This is a genomic window from uncultured Sulfitobacter sp., from assembly GCF_947497275.1.
Classification (GTDB): domain Bacteria; phylum Pseudomonadota; class Alphaproteobacteria; order Rhodobacterales; family Rhodobacteraceae; genus Sulfitobacter.
This window is the reverse complement of sequence record NZ_CANMFS010000007.1, coordinates 184,644-201,357: the sequence shown is the minus strand read 5'-3', so window position 1 is coordinate 201,357 and position 16,714 is coordinate 184,644. Positions and strand designations below refer to the sequence as shown.

The window sequence follows — 16,714 nt, the reverse complement described above, 5'->3', positions numbered from 1 at the left end:
GGGTCCGACACCGTGACCGGCGCTTCCGGTCATCTCGGAAGTCAGGTCATCGAATCCATCGTTGCTATCACCCGCGCACCGGGCAAACGGCTTGCCGTGCAATGCCGCGGCGGGCGATGGCAAGGTGGAGTACGTGGCAGGCGTCGAGTGCGCGCGGGCTGCTACCGTCGCTTTTCTGGACGTGGCCACCTGCGACGTTGCAGAACTGACCGGACCGACACCGCAATCGGTCCGCAGCTATCTTCCGGTCAAAAAAGCCGCCCTTGCCGGTTAGCAACCACCAGATTTACGGAGTCCCTGTCATGCTGAAGATACCCCCACGCACCGGGCCAAAGCCCGTCACCACGCCCTGCGCCCCGCATACGCAGATCAGTCAAAACCCCGATTCCTTATCCTATCGGGCATTCAAGGAAAGGGCCTTCGACTTTCCCTTTGTAACCCGCCAACCATCGCGGATTTCGGTTCCGGGGGCCGAAGCGTTGTGCCTCGAACATGGGCAGGGCTGCGGCTGCCGCGAAGCCTTCATGATCGGTAATGAGTTCGCTCATGTCCATCCGCCCGAAGACGGTAGCCTGCACATGATGCTGCCGGAGGATGCAGTGCCGCAGATCGTCGATCTGGGATGGGCAGAGCCGCACCCGATGGCGACAGCGGGCATGATACCGGCGACTGCTGTCATGGTCTACGCACCAAGAGACAATACGGAAATCGGTACTGTTCTCGATCTCCTGCGCATGTCCTATGACTTTGCCTGCGGACGGCTCGGACGGGTCGATAGCATCGCTCTCTAGGAGATACGCGCGGCGGAGCACTGCGGCCGGCCGGCCATACGCCGTCAATCGTCGTGGAAAAGCTCTGAATCCTCGACGCGTTTTTGCGCAAGCAGAAGGCTGCATCCCAGTGCATCGCTCAACTCGGCCGCAACCGACCGGTTTAACCAGCGGGTCCACACGCCCTGGCGGTGATGCCCGACGACGACCAGATCGGCCCCGGTTTCGGCTGCGGCACCTTTGATTTTCGCAACGGGATCGCCAAAGTCCATGCGAAGCTCAGGTGCCAACCCCATGGCGGAAAGTCTCTGATGGCCTTCGTCGAGGATCGCCCTGAAATCGGCTTGCTGGTGGACCAGCGCGCCGGCATCCGCGCCCTGCGCCAGCGCGTTGCCCGCCACTGTCTCGACCACTGCGAGCAGGATTACATCGGCACCGGTGATCTGCGCAAGCCGCGCCCCTTCGCGCAGCGCCAGCCGCCCCTCGCGCGAGCCATCGTAACACAACAGAATTTTCGTATACATCGACTATGTCTCCGAAGCGGGAATGGCACTTGCAAGATAGTTGCGGCCATACTAATTAGCCTTACAACTATTAGCAAGCTGTTGAAAGCAAAGTGCGATGCAAACCGACCCAGACAAGATTGAGTTCCAGGAACCTTTCGCACGCTCTATGGCGACGGCGGCCCGTATGTGGCGGCGGTACCTTGACCTTCGGTTTCGCGATCTCGACCTGTCTCAGGCAAGGTGGAACGCGCTGTTCGAACTTTCCCGGAATGAAGAAGTGACTCAAGTCGAACTGGCGCAGTGCCTGGGAATTGAGGCGGCGACGCTTGTGCGCCTGCTGGACGGGCTTGAAGGCGCGGGTCTGATCGAACGCCGACCTTCGACGAAAGATCGACGGGCAAAGACACTTCATCTGACAGAGGCCGCGACCCCTCTTATCGTCAGGATGAAAGAAATTTCGGGGGCCAGCCGGGCAGAAATACTCGAGGGCATTTCCCGGCATGATCTGCGTATCGCAACAACAGTCCTGAACCGCATCGCAGGCAGATTGGAGATTTTGAACAGTGGTCAAAATGGATGACATAAAAACAGGGGAAGCAGTTAAGGAAAAGGCGGCCGCCGATAGGCTTGTACCGCCCGCCCCGCCCAAGCGCCGGCGCACAAGATTGACCAGGTTGGTCGTGGTCGGCGGAGTTGTTGCTGTCGCTTTGTGGCTGGCCGCCCCTTGGGTGGCCGCGCGATTGACGCAGGTACACATCAATGACGCGCGGATTGCGGCAAATGTCGTCACTGTATCCAGCGAAGTCGCGGGACGGGTCACCGCAATTCCCGTTCTTGTCGGGGACAGCCTAGAGAAAGGTGATCTCGTCGCCGCAATCGACCGCGCATATGCGCAGTCGCAGCTCGATGCCGTCCTGTCGAGGCTTGCGGCAACCGAAGCGCAGCTGGCGGAACTTCGGGCAGGCAAGGTGTTGCTCGACAAACAGCTTTCTGCGCGGCGCGACGCCGCCCACGCTGGCATCGCCGCCGCAGAAGCAAACCACGAGGCATCACTCGCAGTGCTGGCGAACGCCCGGGCCCGTCACGAAAGGGCGATCAAGCTTGCCAATCAGAAGATCACGTCGCAGCAAACACTCGACGAGTCGCAGGCAGCAATGGACACCGCCGCCCAGCAGGAGCGCGCCGCGTTCGCGGCGATAGAAAGCGCGCGGGCCAGTCTGGCCATCGTCGAGGCCGACGGAGAGCAGATGAATGTACTGGAGTCACAGATTGCGTCCGTTCTTGCGGGACGTGCAGGCACCGAAGCCGACCGCAGCCTGAAGGAAATCGACCTCGCGCACCGCACGATTACCACCCAGTTTGACGGTATCGTCGATGGGACCTTTGTCGATGTCGGCGAATATGTGACACCGGGTACGCGCATTGCGATGTATCACGCGCCAGATGACGTCTGGATCGACGCCAACGTAAAGGAAACCGATTACGGCCGGATCCACGTAGGATCCGAGGCAAACATCACCGTCGACGCTTTTCCGGGCCGGACCTTCGAAGGCAAGGTGATCGGCATGGGCGGAGCGGCCACGAGCCAGCTTGCCCTTCTGCCCAGCCCAAACCCCTCGGGCAATTTCACGAAAGTGACCCAGCGCCTGCCAATCCGTGTGTCGATTGACGCCACCGACGCAGAACTCAGGCCGGGCATGATGGTCGAGGTTCGTGTCGATGTCACAGATTGACCGGTATTTCGAGCGTTACGGTCCTGCCTACAAGTGGTGGGCGACCGGCACGATCATGATCGCGACAATCTCTGTCGTTTTGTCTACGACGATCGTGAACGTCGCCATCCCGGCGGTCATGGGGGCTTTCGGCATCAGCGCGGTTCAGGCGCAATGGATCTCGACAGGCTTTCTTGCGGCCATGACCGCCACGATGCTGCTGGCCGACTGGGCCAACCGCGCCTTCGGGATGCGTCTGACGATGAATGCCGCAATGGGTATCTTTCTCGGCGGTTCGATCCTTGGAGGGCTCGCGCCGAATGAGACCGTACTGACACTGGCCCGCGTGGTACAAGGGGCAGCCGCGGGCATCGTTCAGCCGCTGGCCATGATTATGCTGTTCAGAGTGTTTCCGCCCGATAAGCGCGGCGCGGCCATGGGCATCTACGGTGTTGGCGTCGTCCTGGCGCCGGCCTTGGGCCCCTGGATCGGTGGCGTGCTTATGGACGCCTTCGACTGGCGCTTTGTCTTCTATCTGGGATTGCCCTTTTCCGGTCTCGCCATCCTGTTAGCGAACCTTTTCCTGCCCAGCAGAGAAGAAACCGGTCCGATTCCGGGTTTCGACTTTGTCGGTGTGGCGATCCTATCGGTCTTTCTTGCGGTGTTGCTCAGCACGCTGTCGAATGCACAGCGGCTCGGCTGGGATTCCAATTTGACCCTGTTGGGGTTTGCAATTTCCGCCGCCTCGGCCGTCGGGTTCGTCATCTGGGAGATGACCACCGCGAAACCGATGCTCGACATGCGGCTGTTCAAGAATTTCGCCTTCTCCTCGGCCTCGGTCATTGCCTTCATCATGGGGGCGGGGCTATTCGGCTCCACCTATTTGCTTCCAGTCTTCGTACAACAGATCCAGGGCATGACGCCGACGCAGGCGGGCCTTCTTCTTATGCCCTCGGGCTTTGCGATGCTGCTGGTTTTTCCGATTGCCGGGCGGCTGTCCGACAAGGTGCCCGCGCCGATCATGATCGGGGCAGGCATGGCGATTTTCGCAGCGTCCTCCTGGCTTATGACCGCCGTGAATGTCCATACGGCCTTTTGGACGCTGGCGTGGTGGACGATTATCTCACGCGTGGGGCTTGGTCTCGTGTTTCCTGCGATTTCGTCGGGGGCGCTCAAGGTTCTGCCACCCCACCTTCTTGGCCAGGGCTCGGGCGCTTCGAACTTCATCCGGCAACTTGGCGGAGCCTTCGGGGTGAACCTTCTGACTGTGTTCATCGAACGACGCACGATCATGCATGCGGATGCTTTTGCCGCAACCCAGACAAGCGATAACGCCACAACGATGGAACTCTTGCGCGAAGTTGCCGGGCTCCTGCATGCCTCGGGTCTGCCAGAGTCTCAGCTCATGCCTGCCGCTTCATCGTTTTTGGGCCAAACCGTCGTAATCCAGTCTTCGAACGCGGCCTTCCAAGACGGTTTCTTTATCGTATGCGGAATATTCCTGCTCGCGCTGGTCCCGACCTATTTCATGTGGCGCGCCCCTTCCACTGTCAGCTAGACGTGATGACGCCCCGCACAGATCGGGGTTCGCGCGCTGCCCCCTAAAGTCAGACGCCCCGCAAATACAGAATGAACCCTCTGCAGGACGGCCCCACACCATTCAATATCATAGGCGTCGGCGGTCGGAACTGGCGAAAGATGCAGCCCTGAGCAACCATCAACGTCGATCTCGGACCGCGCACCGTCGAGGATCGGATGAACGTGTTTACCCCAGTCCCACCGTTCGGTGCGGACCACACAAACACGAACATTCATCAAAAGTAAGATCGCACGGCGCACGCGGGGCAATCGAAATGCCAGATCAACCTTCGCAAAACCCTCACGCCCGTAAGTAAGGGGGGAAACGGCCAGGACTGATCACTGCCCGTCATAGCGAATCGGTGTGCGATGGCTCTTAACGTACGCTCCGGCAAACCGTGTCGGAGGTCGGTTACGGCGCAAGTTCCAGAAAGCTGATTCCGATCAACACAAACAGCGCGAGGAACAGCGTCTCTGCAACGATCAGCGTGATCGCCCGGCCGCCGACTTTCACCACGTTGCGCAAATCGGTCTTCATCCCGACCGCCGCGATGGCCGAAAGCAGCGCCCAGGATGACAGTTTCGCGAGGAAATCCCCAAGCGATTGCGGAATGAGCCCGAGCGAGTTCAGCGTTGCGAGACACAGGAACCCCAACACGAATACCGGAATGATCGGCGGGCGTGCGCCGTCGGCTTCCGCTTCGGGGCGGCTCCAGAGCAGGGTGATGACGATAACCACGGGGGCCAAAAAGGACACGCGTATCAGCTTGACCAGTGTCGATGTTTCGCCGGCCGTCTCCGAGATCGAGAACCCCGCGCCCACCACCTGCGCCACGTCATGCACCGTGGCGCCGATGAATGCGCCGGCGGTAACCTCGTCAAAGCCCAGAGCGTTGGTCAGTATCGGGTAGACGATCATCGCGATGGTCGACAGCACAGTGACACCCAGCACGGTGAAGAGGAGATTGCGCTCGGATCGTTCGTCCTTGGGCAATACCGCAGCGATCGCCATGGCCGCCGACGCGCCGCAAATGGCCACCGATCCGGCGGTCAGGATCGCGAAACGCGGACCCTGCCCGATCACCCGCGCCAAAAGCATACCAAAAGCGATCGTAGCAATCGTACCCAGCACCAGAAGCGCGATCATGCCCCACCCAAGCGATGTCAGCATCCCGACACTGATCCGCGCGCCGAGGATCGCGACCCCAAAGCGCAGGACAGATCGCGCCGCAAACCCGATACCGTCAGCCGTTGGTGCGTCTTCGCTGAGAAAGTTGAGTGTGATGCCGAAGAGGAGCGCCATCAGCATCGCCGGTGCGCCGTAGTGCTCGGCGACGAATTGCGCCGCCAGCGCCACCAGAACAGCGATCACGACCCCGGGAAAATACAACTTCAGCCGCGAAGCCATATGCTGGCAGGATGACGTCATGGATAGGAGAGTATTATTCATTCCCGGCTCATATTTTCTGGTCAGTGATGGCAGTGGCAGCGACCCCGACCACCGCGACCCACTTCTTCAACGCCCCGCCGCGGTGCATGTTGCTCTCACACTCCGCAAGGCAGCGTGGCCAACGAAAATAGAACGCCGACCTGACAAGTTTTTTCCATGAAGTGTAACGAGGTCCTGCCGCCAACTGGGCTTGGGTCTCGGAGAGACCTGGAATTCGAAATCGGAATGAAAAGGGCCGAGCGCCGATGTCAGCGTGATGAAAATTATGGAGCCGGAGCAAGCGAGAAGCCTCTTTATAACATTGTTGACATTATCATAGTTTCTCTTCAGTTTGTTGTCTAGGCGGAGAAACGATATGCGGCGGATAGCAATTATAGGTGGAGGTTTTACCGGCACTGCCGTTGCAATTCGACTTTGCGCCAGTGCCCCTACCCCATTGAACATCACAATCATCGAACCACGTCAGGAGTTGGGAGGCGGGCTTGCCTATGGTGGCAACGATCCCGACCATCGTGTAAACGGCACACACGAACTTCTGGTTCTTTTTCCGGACGATATCGGTCACTTCGCGCGATGGTATGAAACATCCGGCGCGGCAGCACGGGATCCGGAGGGCCGCGCAGACTCAGGTGTTAGATATGTTCGGCGATCCGATTTGCGCGGCTACATGAACGATACATTGCAACAAACACTTGAGGAAAACACATACGGATCCACGGTTCGCCATGTCCGGGATCGGGCGGTGGCAGCAAGGCGTACTGATAGAGGGGTCCAGATTGAACTTGCCTCTGGTCGCACCGAGGAGCCGGACCTGATTGTCCTGGCATTCGGCGGTCAACGACCGTCGTTATTCAGGGGGGTTACCGCTCAGGCTCGCAATCACTCTGGCTACATCGGCGATCCGTTCGACACGGAGGCAGTATCGGCAATCTCCCCCGATAACTCGGTTCTTCTCGTGGGGACGGGTCTGACAGCCGCCGACGTCCTCGCGACCCTGTCGCGGCAGGGACATCGGGGGCCTATCAAAGCGATATCGCGCCGGGGGCTGCTGCCCGAGCCTCAGGGCGATGTGCCGAATGTGGCTGCACTTATGCAGCGCCTTGCAAGCCCGATGCCGCGTTTCATTGAACGGCATGGCGAGGGCCTGACCCTTGGCGCCTCAGTGCGCGCCCTGCGTCAGGACATGGAACTGGCCAGTGCCGAAGGGCGTGATCTGAAAGGTCCCTTCGATGACGTGCGGGATGCCGCCGGTTGGCTCTGGAAGAACTTTACCGATCCCGAAAAACGCAGATTCCTGCGCCACCTGAAGCCGTGGTATGACGTCAACCGCTATCGAATGGTGCCTCAAACCGGTGCCAAAATCGCGGCGGCGGTAGAATCGGGTCAACTGAAGTTTAGTGTCGCGCGTCTGGACGGCCTGGACGCAAGCAACAATCGCCTTGAAGCGAGATTGCTCGAGCGTGGCGGCAAGATGGTTCGCGAGCCCTTTGATACAGTAATCAATTGCACCGGGCCGAAAACCTTGTCGGATGATACATTTGTCAGGACCATGATTGATCTCGGACTTGTCAGACCTGACAGTATGGGACTGGGTTTCGACGTTGACGGCGAAGGGCGCGTGCTGGATGGTGACGGAAACGCGCAGAACGCCATATGGGCGTTCGGTTTGCTGACCCGAGGCCGGTTCGGCGACATGACAGCCATTCCGCAGATCGCTGTTCGCCTGCACAATAGCCTTCCGGCTTTAATCGGCACGCTCGTCGGCACCGAGGGGCCGCCACCCCGCGAGGTGGTATGATGCTCCACGGCCACGCGGAAACCGACGTGCACCAAAGGCTTTGCGACCAAAACAGGCGTTGTGCTACCGCATCCGCACGAACAAGCACATGAGCCAGCACACGCGCCTGAATTCGGTTTTAGGAATTGGATTTGTTCTAATTTATCAGACCGCAGTGGTGGCTGCGGTGCAAACGGCGCCCGTCCTCGCGCCGTTTGCCGCACTTGCGCTTGGCCTTGACGCCGATCTGATCGGGCTCTTCACAGCAATGATTTTTGCCGTGGCGCTTGTCTCTTCGACCGGCACTGCCGGTTTTGTAGCGAGATGGGGATCATTCAACGGTGCTTCGATTTCGCTGATTTTCGTTGCCTTGGGTGCCGTGGCCCTCGCACTTGCAAACGGGCCGGCTCTGATCGTTTTGGGGGCGGTGCTGATCGGGATCGGCTATGGCCCGGTTAACCCAATCGGATCGCGCGTGCTTAATCAGATTGCGGTCGGTCGGCACCGGAATCTCGTCTTTTCGTTCAAGCAATCCAGTGTGGCGCTCGGCGGTGCCGCCGCCGGTTTCGTCCTGCCGGCAATTGTTCTGATATCCGACTGGCGCATGGCGGCAATCGCCACCATGTCGTTCGCTATTCTGGTCGCAGTTCTGTCACCGTTCGTCGGCAACAGACTTGGGCACGACGGAATCGCGGGCGTTTCAGTTCGCTTCCGGCTACCCTTCGCACCTGCACGCGAGGTTCTGGCCGATCCAGTTCAACGCGGTCTTGCGATTGCAGTTTTCGCCTTTTCGATGGCCCAGTTCGGGTTCATGTCCGTCTATATCGCGATGATCTGGCGCGATAGCCAACTGCCACCCGAAGGCGCCGCCGCGATGCTCTCGCTCGCCATGACGGCAAGCATTTTCGGCAGGCTCTATTGGGGGTGGCGTGCGGATACGGGTCAGCCGCGCGTCGTCCTTTCCTGGCTTGCATGGTCGGGGGTGGCGCTGCTGTCGATACTACTGTTCCTAGGCCCGGCATGGCCATGGTTCGCCATCGCGTTGATCAGTGTCGCGCTCGGCTTCATGCCCATGGGCTGGAGCGGCGTCCTGCTTGCAGAGGTCGCGCGCGCCGGTGAGGCAAGCGGTGGACCAGCCGGAGTTCTGACCGCAACTGCGGGATCTATGGTCTTTGCATATCTGGGGGGGCTGATCGGCCCCGCGATGTTGAGCTTGTCGGTTCTCACGACCGGTAGCTATACACCGGGCCTCGTTTGTATTGCAGCCGCATTTGCAGTGTGTGCGGTTGCTGTCGTTCAGGGACCACAGACAACTGAGGAGCAACGAGATTCATGACCCAGAAGACAGTAATCGTAACCGGTGCAGCAGGCGGCATCGGCGCTGCGACCGCCATACGTGCCGCCGCACAGGGATGGGCCGTTGCCGTTCACTACAGAACAGGCCGGGAAGACGCACAGAAGGTTGTCGCCGACATCGTTGCCGCCGGTGGACTGGCGCAGGCCTTTGCCGCCGATATGGGGGCGGAAGAGCAGGTGATCGATCTGTTTCGCGCCGTGGACAAGGCCATGCCGCCGCTCGGTGGTCTGGTGAACAATGCAGCGCGCACTGCCCCACGCGCCATGCGTCTTGAAGAGATGGACGGCGATGAAATCAACAGCCTGATGCGAATAAACGTGACCGGGGCGATGATCGCAGCGCGCGAGACAGCTGCGCGGTTGTCCACCGAAAAAGGTGGTCCGGGGGGCACGATCATCAACGTCTCATCGCTCGCGGCCATTCATGGCGCCCCCAAACTGCATGTCCACTATGCGGCGTCGAAAGCGGCGCTGGATACCTTCACCCATGGCTTCGCACTTGAAGTCGCGCGCGAAGGAATCAGGGTGATGTCTGTGCGTCCCGGCCTGATCAACACGCCAATTCATGCCCGTGCCGGGATGGCCGACAGGATCGAAAAGGTCGGGCCACGGATGCCGATGGGACGCGCAGGCACCCCGGACGAGGTCGCCGGGGCGATTGTCTGGCTGCTGTCGGACGACGCTTCCTACATTACAGGCACGACGCTGGACGTCGGTGGGGGTGCCTGACCGGCGCAGCGGCGATCACTTTGGGTCCCGCGCAAAGATGCGCGGTCCGAATCCCTGTTGATGCGGCATAAGTTCCAGTTCGGTGACATCGACATGCGCGGGCATCGCCGCTGTGAAAAACACGGCTTCTGCGATGTCTTCTGCTGTCAGAGGTTGATACCCGGCATAGGCACCGGCGGCCCGTGCTTCGTCGCCCTGCCAACGGACCAGCGAAAATTCGGTCTCGGCCGCACCGGGGGCGATGTAGCTTGCCCGGACCGGAGTGCCGATCAGATCGGTTTTCAGGGCTTTGGTGAACTGAAGGACGAATGATTTCGTCGCGCTGTAGACCGCATTCGTCGGCGCAACGGCCCGGCCCGCAACCGAACCGATGTTGATGATCTGGCCCCGGCCCCGTTCCAGCATTCCGGGCAGTGTGTGATGCGTCATGTGCAGCAGGCCTCGGATATTGACGTTGACCATATCGTCCCAATCGGCAAGGCGCGCGGCTTGGGCCGTACCTCTGTCGATGCCAAATCCGGCGTTGTTCACGACAATGGAAAGATCGCGGTAGTCCTTGGGCAGGTGATCAATCTCCCGCGCAATGGCGGCTGTATCTGCAAGATCGAGCGCAAGCGGCAAGAGACGGTCCCCCATTTCGTCCTGCAGGGCATCGAGCCGGTCCTGACGACGCCCAATGGCAACGACGCGGGCTCCGGCCCCATGGAACTTGCGGGCTGTGGCCAGTCCAAAGCCCGCTGTCGCCCCTGTGACCAGTACAATTTCGTCCTGAAATTCGCTACGCAGCATCTTTTGACTCCCGTTTACATGAAAAAGAAGAGTTGACGTAATGAAATTAAGAATGTCAACATTGTCAGCAGTAGTCGAATCCTCGGCGTTACCAAGGATTAGCGACGCTAAGCAGTCCAAAAATGGACGTAGGGAGGAAACATGTCAGGGAAATTTACAAAAATGCTGCGGCGCGTCCGCACCGTTACAACTCTAGGGCTCGGCCTGGCTGCCGGATCCGTCTGGATCTCCGCAGCATCGGCGGACGAGATTGTAGCGCGACTTAGCTATCACTGGGCCCCCAAACATCACAGTGCCATATTCTGCCAGGAGTTCGCCGACCGGGTGAATGCCAGGGGTGAGGGTAAGATCCGGGTCGAAACCTTTCCATCCGGGCAACTATTTGGGATCCGCGAGGTCATGGGAGCATTGACAGCGGGTTCCGTTCAGCTTGGAGGCGTGGTCGGAACGGTCAGTTTTCCGCCGGTGAACCGCAACTACAACGTGGAGGCCCTGCCGGGTGTTTTCGAGAACTTCGATCATCTTCGCAAGTTCTTCCGCGAAACGGAGGTGGGCCAGGAGATCTGGGATGACGTCCTTACCCGGACACGGACCAAGTTTCTTGCCTACAACCCCACCGGACCGTTCATGTCGTTTACGGCCGAGCGCCCACTTACTTCGCCCGAGGCATTTGAGGGGCTCAAGGCGCGCTATCTCAGTGGCATCGAGCGGCCCCGCTGGACAGCTCTCGGTGCCGACGCGGTCTCGATGCCGACCGGAGAGGTTTACACAGCCCTCCAGAACGGGATGATTGACACCTTCTCGACAGTGCCGTCGGCAATCAAGGCTTATAGCTGGTGGGACCATGTCAAGTACGGACAACTTCCGCACCAGTTCTACGCGGATTCCTTCATTCTTGTCAGTCAGGCGTGGTTTGATGGGCTACCCGAAGACGTACAGCAGTTGCTGATCGAGGTAGGCGAAGAGATTTCCGAAGAATCCACAGCTTCGATCATGGCTTTCTCCGATGATGTACTCGAAGAGTTTGTCTCTGAGCAAGGTGGTCAGGTAGACACTCTGACCGAGGAGGCACAGGCAGAGTTCGAACGCATCAACAATGAGAAAGTTCTTCCCGGTCTGAGCGAGATGATCGACCCGGAGGTGCTTGAAGCCGTGATGGAGTACTCAGGCCAGTAGGCTCGAAGCTTGAAGCTGCTCCGCTGGGCGCGGGGCAGCCATCAACCTGTATTCCATTTTCGGGAGATACCAATGAGATCTGCTCTTCGCGCTCTTGTCGGGCTCAACAATATTCTTGAGATTGTCGTCAAGACAATGGCGGGAGTCCTTGTCGCTTTCATGGTTCTGACGGTGTTTGGAGGAGCAGTCACCCGGTATGTGACCGGCATCGGCTACAATGTGGTCCTGGAACTACCTCCGATGTTGATGCCTTGGCTGATCTTTCCGGTTGCCGGTGTCCTCATGCGTAGCGGATCACATATTGCGGTCGATTTTCTGCCTGAGCGGTTGTCGCCCCGACCTGCCCGCGCGCTGCGCGCCGTCATCGCGCTCATCGCAATCGGGGCCGGTGCCACGTTCTGCTATGCCGGGTATGATGCGACCGCCCTTTTCAAGATGGTCGGGCAGAGGACGGAAATGGAGTGGTCCTTTCCGATCTGGTGGATTTATCTTTCTTTCCCGGTTGGTTTTGCCATCCTGACAAGCTTTGCGCTCGAAAACCTGCTCAACGCCCTTTTCGGGGAGCCCGATACCGAAAATCCCGAAACACATTCCAAAGAATTGGAGGCGTAAGTCATGGTTCCCGTCGTCATCGGCCTTTCACTATTCCTTCTGTTCCTGTCGCTCCCGATTTTCCTTGTCTTCGGCATCGGTTCGAGCGTCGTCGCAACCCAGGGTCTCGACCTGCCTTGGTCAACCCTGATCCAGATCGCGTTCGGTGCGGTCACAAAACAGGTGCTGCTCGCGATCCCGCTTTTCATCTTCGCGGGTCTGGTCATGCTGCGCTCGGGTGTCGCCCGGCGCCTCGTCGATTTCGCGATGGCGCTCGTCGGCCACTGGCCCGGCGGTCTCGGCGTGGCGATGGTCATCACTATGGGCTTTTTCGCTGCGTTCTGCGGGTCGATCCTTGCCGCGATCACAGCGGTCGGGTCGATCATGATGCCGCAGATGTTGCGCAAGGGGTATTCCGCACCCTTCACCGTCGCACTTGCAGCGGCGGCGGGTCTGCTTGAAGCGCTCATACCACCGTCAAACGCGGCAATCATCTATTCGGCGCTTACCGGTGTGCCCGTATCCGATACTTTCGCCGCAGGCGTGATCCCCGGTCTCACGCTGATCGTGCTGCTGATCGTCGTTGTCGTTATCCGTTGTCGACACATGGAACGGGAAACGCGCGCCACCCTTGCGCAGCGACTGACCGCCTTTCGGCAGGCGTTGCCGGGGTTGATGACACCGGTGATCATCCTGGGCGGCATCTACAGTGGGCTACTGACGCCGTCCGAAACGGCCGCCGTCGCTTCGATCTGGGCGATTTTTCTTGGATTCACAATTCACCGTGAACTGACCTTCGCAGGTCTATGGCAATCGCTGCAGGGAACGGCAGTTACCACGGCGGTGATCTTCTCCATCATCGCGATGGCGACCTTCCTGTCGGTCGTGCTGACGTACACACAAGCGCCACAGAAGCTCACGACCTTTTTCGTCGAATATGGCGTCACGCCGATCATGTTCCTGTTCGTGGTGGGGGCGATCTGCCTGATCCTGGGTACGTTCATCGAACTCGTCCCGGTGTTCTACCTGACAATCCCGGTGTTCATGGCAGTCGCGATCACCCTCGATATTCCGTTGACGCATCTCTACATCGTGTTCACTGCCTTTGCCGGTCTTGGATTGCTTACGCCTCCGGTCTGTGTCGGCCTCTATACAGCAGCAAGTGTCATCAACCTGTCCGCAGACCGGGCATTCGGTAACGCGTTGATGTTCGTAGGGGTGGGTGTTGTCTACGCCATCCTTATGATCTTCCTGCCCGGGCTTGCGACATGGCTCCCTGCGACGTTGCGATGACAGAGCGGTTACGGCTTTCGGAAGCGGGTAGTGGCGTGATCGTCGTGACCTTGGATCGTCCGCGCGCGATGAACGCATTCGATACCGCGATGGCCGAAGAGATGGTTGTTCTTTTCGGTGCGACACTCAGGCGACGTGACGATATCCGGGCCGTCGTACTGACAGGAGCAGGAAAACGCGCCTTCAGCGTAGGCGCGGACCTGAAAGAACGGGCCGGAATGACGAATGATGCATGGCGCAAACAGCATGCGCTGTTCCGCGATGCGTTCGAAAGCCTTTGGAATTTTCCCTGGCCCCTCGTTGCGGCGGTCCGTGGGTATGCGCTCGGAGGGGGATGCGAACTCGCGCTGGCTGCGGATTTCATCCATGCCGCGCAAGACGCTGTGTTCGGGTTGCCGGAAATCACGCTCGGAATCATGCCGGGCGCGGGCGGCACGCAGCTTTTGGCACGTACGATCGGACTGCGCCGTGCAAAGGAGCTGATCCTCACCGGTGATCAGTTCTCTGCACAAAAGGCGCATGATTGGGGCCTCGTCAATGCGCTGCACCCTCCGGGCGAAGAACTGGCGGCTGCGATCGCCGTGGCGCAACGGATCGCGGCCAACGCACCTCTCGCCGTTCAGGGCGCAAAACGGGCGATGGACCGTGGTATCGACGCGCCGCTTGCGACCGGCCTGGCATTGGAAGTCTCTGTTCATCAGCGCCTTTCGGCCAGCGAGGACCGCGCCGAAGGAATAACTGCTTTTAACGACAAAAGGACACCGGAATGGGAATTTCGCTGATAGAAACCGCCGCAAGCGAAGCTGAAGTGGCACGACAATCCGGGGCGACGGCCATTTCGGAGCCTGACGCCAAGGCGCTGTTGCGGACTGCCGGGATTCCGGTGCCGCAAGGACGCACACTGAGCCGCGCGGAAGATGCAACCGACGCAGCACTTGCGGGTCTGCGCCCGCCCATGGTCGCCAAGGTCATGACCCCGGATGGTGCGCATAAATCGGACTTCGGTGGCGTCAGGCTCGGCCTTCAGAACGCAGCCGAAGTACGGGATGCGCTCGACGAGATCGCCGATGCCGCCACTCGGGCCGGAGCAACTGTCACCGGGTTTTTGGTCGAAGAACAATGCGCGCCCGGATTGGAGATGGTGATTGGGGGGTTTTGGGATCCCCGGCTTGGGCCTTGCGTCATGATCGGCCTCGGCGGTGTTTTCGTAGAGGTCTTTGAAGACGTGGCCTTTCGCGCCTGTCCCATCACCGAACAGGATGGGCGCAGCATGATCGACGGCCTGCGGTCGGTGCCGCTGTTGCGGGGTGCGCGTGGAAAAGAGGTCTGTGACGAAGACGCGATCATTGCAGCGCTCCTCGCGCTTGGTGGCCGGGACGGACTGATGTCTGCGCTGGACGGCCAGGTGGATGCCATCGACATCAATCCGTTGATTGTCCACAGCGACGGCGCCATCGCCGTGGATGCCCGCATCCTGCTTGCCGCCACCCCGCGTACACCTGTGCACGATGCACCCCAGCTTGACCCCGACCAGCTGTACAAGTCTTTCCAGCCACTGTTCATGCCGCAATCCATCGCGGTTCTGGGCGCTTCTGCGACGGGAACGAGCTTTGGCAACGAGGTGATCCGCCATAGCCTTGCCTACGGTTACAAGGGGCGCGTTCAACCCGTGCATCCGAAAGCTGCCGAGGTAGAGGGCTTCACGGCGGTTCCGGCGCTTGCCGATTTGCCCGAACCTGTGGATTTCACCTATGTGGCGGTCGCGGCAGAGGCGGCGATCGACGCGATTGCCTCGGCACCGCAGAGTTCAAAGTTCGTTCAAGTGATGTCTTCCGGGTTCGGAGAAGCCGAGGACGGGCACAGCCGGGAGACCCGCCTGGTACAGGCCGCACGCGATTCCGGCATGCGCCTGATCGGACCGAACTGTCTTGGTGTTCACAGCCCCCGTGGCGGATTGACCTTTGTCGGCGGCGCGACCCCGGAACCGGGCGGTGTTGCGGTGATTTCGCAATCCGGCGGGCTTGCGGTGGACGTCATCCTGCGCGGAGAGCAACGCGGGCTGAGATATTCAGCCGTGACCACGCTTGGCAACAGTGCCGATCTTGGTCCGGCCGATCTGATCGAATATCATCTTTGCGATCCCGAAACCAAGGTGATTGGGCTTTACGTTGAAGATGTGCGGGATGGACGCCGCTTTGTGCAACGTCTGAAAGAGGCCGGGGCGAGAAAACCGGTCGTCCTGTTGATTGGCGGGCGCACAGCAGAGGGCCGCCGCGCGGCAGCTTCTCATACCGGGGCGCTGGCCGCCGAGGCCCGGCTTTGGGACGGCATAGCACAGCAAACCGGCATGATGCTCGCAGAGACATTGGACGAATTTCTCGATATCCTGTTGATCTGTCAGGCGGAGGCCGGCCGGCCTGCGCGCCCCCTTCGGCGGGTCGCGCTCCTCGGTAATGGCGGCGGCACAAGCGTTCTTGCCGCCGACGCAATTTCCCGAACCGGGCTGAGCACACCTGAGGTGCCGGGCCCTGCGTTGCAGCAGCTTGAAAAGCTTGGACTTCCACCCGGTACCGGCCTGTCAAATCCTGTCGATACGCCGGCCGGAACCTTGCGCCATCGCGAGGGTGCCGTCGCGGGTGAGATCCTTGATATATTGGCGGGCGCGGACGCCTACGACGCCATCATCGCACACGTCAATCTGCCGGTCTTCACCAATTCGGCGAACCAGTCGGTGGATGTGATCGGCGGGTTGGTGCGCGAAGCGGTGCGTGTCAGTGCGTTGCCCGATGCCCCCCGGATCGTGTTGGTGCTGCGGTCCGATGGCTCCGAGACCACCGATGCACGTCAACGTCGCGACGCTGAACGCGCCAGAGCGGAAGGCCTTGCGGTATTCGAGGAAATCCCGCAGGCAGCGCGGGCGCTTGGCGCGATGTCAACCTGGGTGGATTTCCGGAATTCTACGGAACAGTCCGGTACCGGCTGAGCCG

Annotated in this window: 16 protein-coding genes; 13 read left to right on the top strand and 3 right to left on the bottom strand. The window is 60.1% G+C overall.

The annotated features are described in order from the left end of the window. Positions 1–133 precede the first annotated feature (133 nt). Together Q1A06_RS15410 and Q1A06_RS15405 are read left to right on the top strand one after the other, a co-directional pair. Complete coding sequence (locus Q1A06_RS15410) at positions 134–274, top strand: hypothetical protein (protein ID WP_299565565.1); 141 nt, start codon at positions 134–136, stop codon at positions 272–274. Between the two features lie 28 nt (positions 275–302). Beyond that, on the top strand, positions 303–791 hold the full coding sequence (locus Q1A06_RS15405; protein ID WP_299565562.1) for a luciferase family protein: 489 nt from the start codon (positions 303–305) through the stop codon (positions 789–791). 44 nt (positions 792–835) lie between these two features. On the opposite strand, the gene Q1A06_RS15400 is transcribed toward Q1A06_RS15405, so the two are convergent. Then, complete coding sequence (locus Q1A06_RS15400; protein WP_299565559.1) at positions 836–1,294, bottom strand: universal stress protein; 459 nt, start codon at positions 1,292–1,294, stop codon at positions 836–838. 97 nt (positions 1,295–1,391) lie between these two features. Here Q1A06_RS15400 and Q1A06_RS15395 point away from each other — a divergent pair, with 97 nt between their 5' ends. The 3 genes from Q1A06_RS15395 to Q1A06_RS15385 are packed head-to-tail and all read left to right on the top strand — an operon-like array spanning position 1,392 to position 4,546. Beyond that, on the top strand, positions 1,392–1,856 hold the full coding sequence (locus Q1A06_RS15395) for a MarR family transcriptional regulator (RefSeq protein WP_299565556.1): 465 nt from the start codon (positions 1,392–1,394) through the stop codon (positions 1,854–1,856). Next, positions 1,849–3,009, top strand: a complete 1,161-nt coding sequence (locus Q1A06_RS15390; RefSeq protein WP_299565553.1) for an HlyD family secretion protein — start codon at positions 1,849–1,851, stop codon at positions 3,007–3,009. Before Q1A06_RS15395 ends, Q1A06_RS15390 begins: the two co-directional genes overlap by 8 nt. Beyond that, a complete protein-coding gene (locus Q1A06_RS15385; RefSeq protein ID WP_299565550.1) occupies positions 2,996–4,546 on the top strand; it encodes a DHA2 family efflux MFS transporter permease subunit in 1,551 nt (516 codons plus the stop codon). The genes Q1A06_RS15390 and Q1A06_RS15385 overlap by 14 nt, the downstream gene beginning before the upstream one ends. Positions 4,547–4,978: 432 nt before the next feature. Here the strand turns inward: Q1A06_RS15385 and Q1A06_RS15380 are convergent, their stop codons facing one another. Beyond that, positions 4,979–5,974 carry a putative sulfate exporter family transporter gene (locus tag Q1A06_RS15380; protein ID WP_299565547.1) on the bottom strand — a complete coding sequence of 332 codons (996 nt, stop codon included), beginning with the start codon at positions 5,972–5,974 and terminating at the stop codon, positions 4,979–4,981. A 397-nt stretch (positions 5,975–6,371) separates the two neighbouring features. Here Q1A06_RS15380 and Q1A06_RS15375 point away from each other — a divergent pair, with 397 nt between their 5' ends. The 3 genes from Q1A06_RS15375 to Q1A06_RS15365 all read left to right on the top strand — a co-directional run bounded on the left by Q1A06_RS15375 (position 6,372) and on the right by Q1A06_RS15365 (position 9,878). Next, entirely contained in the window at positions 6,372–7,814 is a 1,443-nt protein-coding gene (locus tag Q1A06_RS15375) for an FAD/NAD(P)-binding protein (protein WP_299565544.1), read from the top strand. A gap of 88 nt (positions 7,815–7,902) precedes the next feature. Further along, entirely contained in the window at positions 7,903–9,129 is a 1,227-nt protein-coding gene (locus Q1A06_RS15370) for an MFS transporter (protein ID WP_299565541.1), read from the top strand. After that, positions 9,126–9,878: an SDR family oxidoreductase gene (locus Q1A06_RS15365; RefSeq protein ID WP_299565538.1), complete on the top strand. Its 753-nt coding sequence runs from the start codon at positions 9,126–9,128 to the stop codon at positions 9,876–9,878. Before Q1A06_RS15370 ends, Q1A06_RS15365 begins: the two co-directional genes overlap by 4 nt. Positions 9,879–9,893: 15 nt before the next feature. Here Q1A06_RS15365 and Q1A06_RS15360 read toward each other — a convergent pair whose 3' ends face one another. Continuing rightward, complete coding sequence (locus Q1A06_RS15360) at positions 9,894–10,667, bottom strand: SDR family NAD(P)-dependent oxidoreductase (RefSeq protein WP_299565535.1); 774 nt, start codon at positions 10,665–10,667, stop codon at positions 9,894–9,896. A 141-nt stretch (positions 10,668–10,808) separates the two neighbouring features. On the opposite strand from Q1A06_RS15360, the gene Q1A06_RS15355 reads away from it, so the two are divergent. The 5 genes from Q1A06_RS15355 (at position 10,809) to Q1A06_RS15335 (ending at position 16,710) form a co-directional block, all read left to right on the top strand. Next, the gene (locus Q1A06_RS15355) at positions 10,809–11,843 is read left to right on the top strand and encodes a TRAP transporter substrate-binding protein (protein WP_299565532.1); all 1,035 of its coding nucleotides are present in this window, start codon (positions 10,809–10,811) and stop codon (positions 11,841–11,843) included. 72 nt (positions 11,844–11,915) lie between these two features. After that, positions 11,916–12,455 (top strand): TRAP transporter small permease, encoded by a 540-nt coding sequence (locus Q1A06_RS15350; RefSeq protein ID WP_299565529.1) that lies wholly within the window; start codon positions 11,916–11,918, stop codon positions 12,453–12,455. Between the two features lie 3 nt (positions 12,456–12,458). After that, on the top strand, positions 12,459–13,727 hold the full coding sequence (locus Q1A06_RS15345) for a TRAP transporter large permease (protein WP_299565526.1): 1,269 nt from the start codon (positions 12,459–12,461) through the stop codon (positions 13,725–13,727). After that, positions 13,703–14,509, top strand: coding sequence for an enoyl-CoA hydratase-related protein (locus tag Q1A06_RS15340; RefSeq protein ID WP_299565524.1), 807 nt, complete (start codon positions 13,703–13,705; stop codon positions 14,507–14,509). Before Q1A06_RS15345 ends, Q1A06_RS15340 begins: the two co-directional genes overlap by 25 nt. Then, a complete protein-coding gene (locus Q1A06_RS15335; protein ID WP_299565521.1) occupies positions 14,494–16,710 on the top strand; it encodes an acetate--CoA ligase family protein in 2,217 nt (738 codons plus the stop codon). The genes Q1A06_RS15340 and Q1A06_RS15335 overlap by 16 nt, the downstream gene beginning before the upstream one ends. Positions 16,711–16,714 lie beyond the last annotated feature (4 nt).

Coding starts and splice junctions, on each gene's coding strand:
- Q1A06_RS15405 (WP_299565562.1), top strand. CDS start 303: ATGCTGAAGATACCCCCACGCACCGGGCCAAAGCCCGTCACCACGCCC.
- Q1A06_RS15400 (WP_299565559.1), bottom strand. CDS start 1,294: ATGTATACGAAAATTCTGTTGTGTTACGATGGCTCGCGCGAGGGGCGG.
- Q1A06_RS15395 (WP_299565556.1), top strand. CDS start 1,392: ATGCAAACCGACCCAGACAAGATTGAGTTCCAGGAACCTTTCGCACGC.
- Q1A06_RS15390 (WP_299565553.1), top strand. CDS start 1,849: ATGGATGACATAAAAACAGGGGAAGCAGTTAAGGAAAAGGCGGCCGCC.
- Q1A06_RS15385 (WP_299565550.1), top strand. CDS start 2,996: ATGTCACAGATTGACCGGTATTTCGAGCGTTACGGTCCTGCCTACAAG.
- Q1A06_RS15380 (WP_299565547.1), bottom strand. CDS start 5,974: ATGGCTTCGCGGCTGAAGTTGTATTTTCCCGGGGTCGTGATCGCTGTT.
- Q1A06_RS15375 (WP_299565544.1), top strand. CDS start 6,372: ATGCGGCGGATAGCAATTATAGGTGGAGGTTTTACCGGCACTGCCGTT.
- Q1A06_RS15370 (WP_299565541.1), top strand. CDS start 7,903: ATGAGCCAGCACACGCGCCTGAATTCGGTTTTAGGAATTGGATTTGTT.
- Q1A06_RS15365 (WP_299565538.1), top strand. CDS start 9,126: ATGACCCAGAAGACAGTAATCGTAACCGGTGCAGCAGGCGGCATCGGC.
- Q1A06_RS15360 (WP_299565535.1), bottom strand. CDS start 10,667: ATGCTGCGTAGCGAATTTCAGGACGAAATTGTACTGGTCACAGGGGCG.
- Q1A06_RS15355 (WP_299565532.1), top strand. CDS start 10,809: ATGTCAGGGAAATTTACAAAAATGCTGCGGCGCGTCCGCACCGTTACA.
- Q1A06_RS15350 (WP_299565529.1), top strand. CDS start 11,916: ATGAGATCTGCTCTTCGCGCTCTTGTCGGGCTCAACAATATTCTTGAG.
- Q1A06_RS15345 (WP_299565526.1), top strand. CDS start 12,459: ATGGTTCCCGTCGTCATCGGCCTTTCACTATTCCTTCTGTTCCTGTCG.
- Q1A06_RS15340 (WP_299565524.1), top strand. CDS start 13,703: ATGGCTCCCTGCGACGTTGCGATGACAGAGCGGTTACGGCTTTCGGAA.
- Q1A06_RS15335 (WP_299565521.1), top strand. CDS start 14,494: ATGGGAATTTCGCTGATAGAAACCGCCGCAAGCGAAGCTGAAGTGGCA.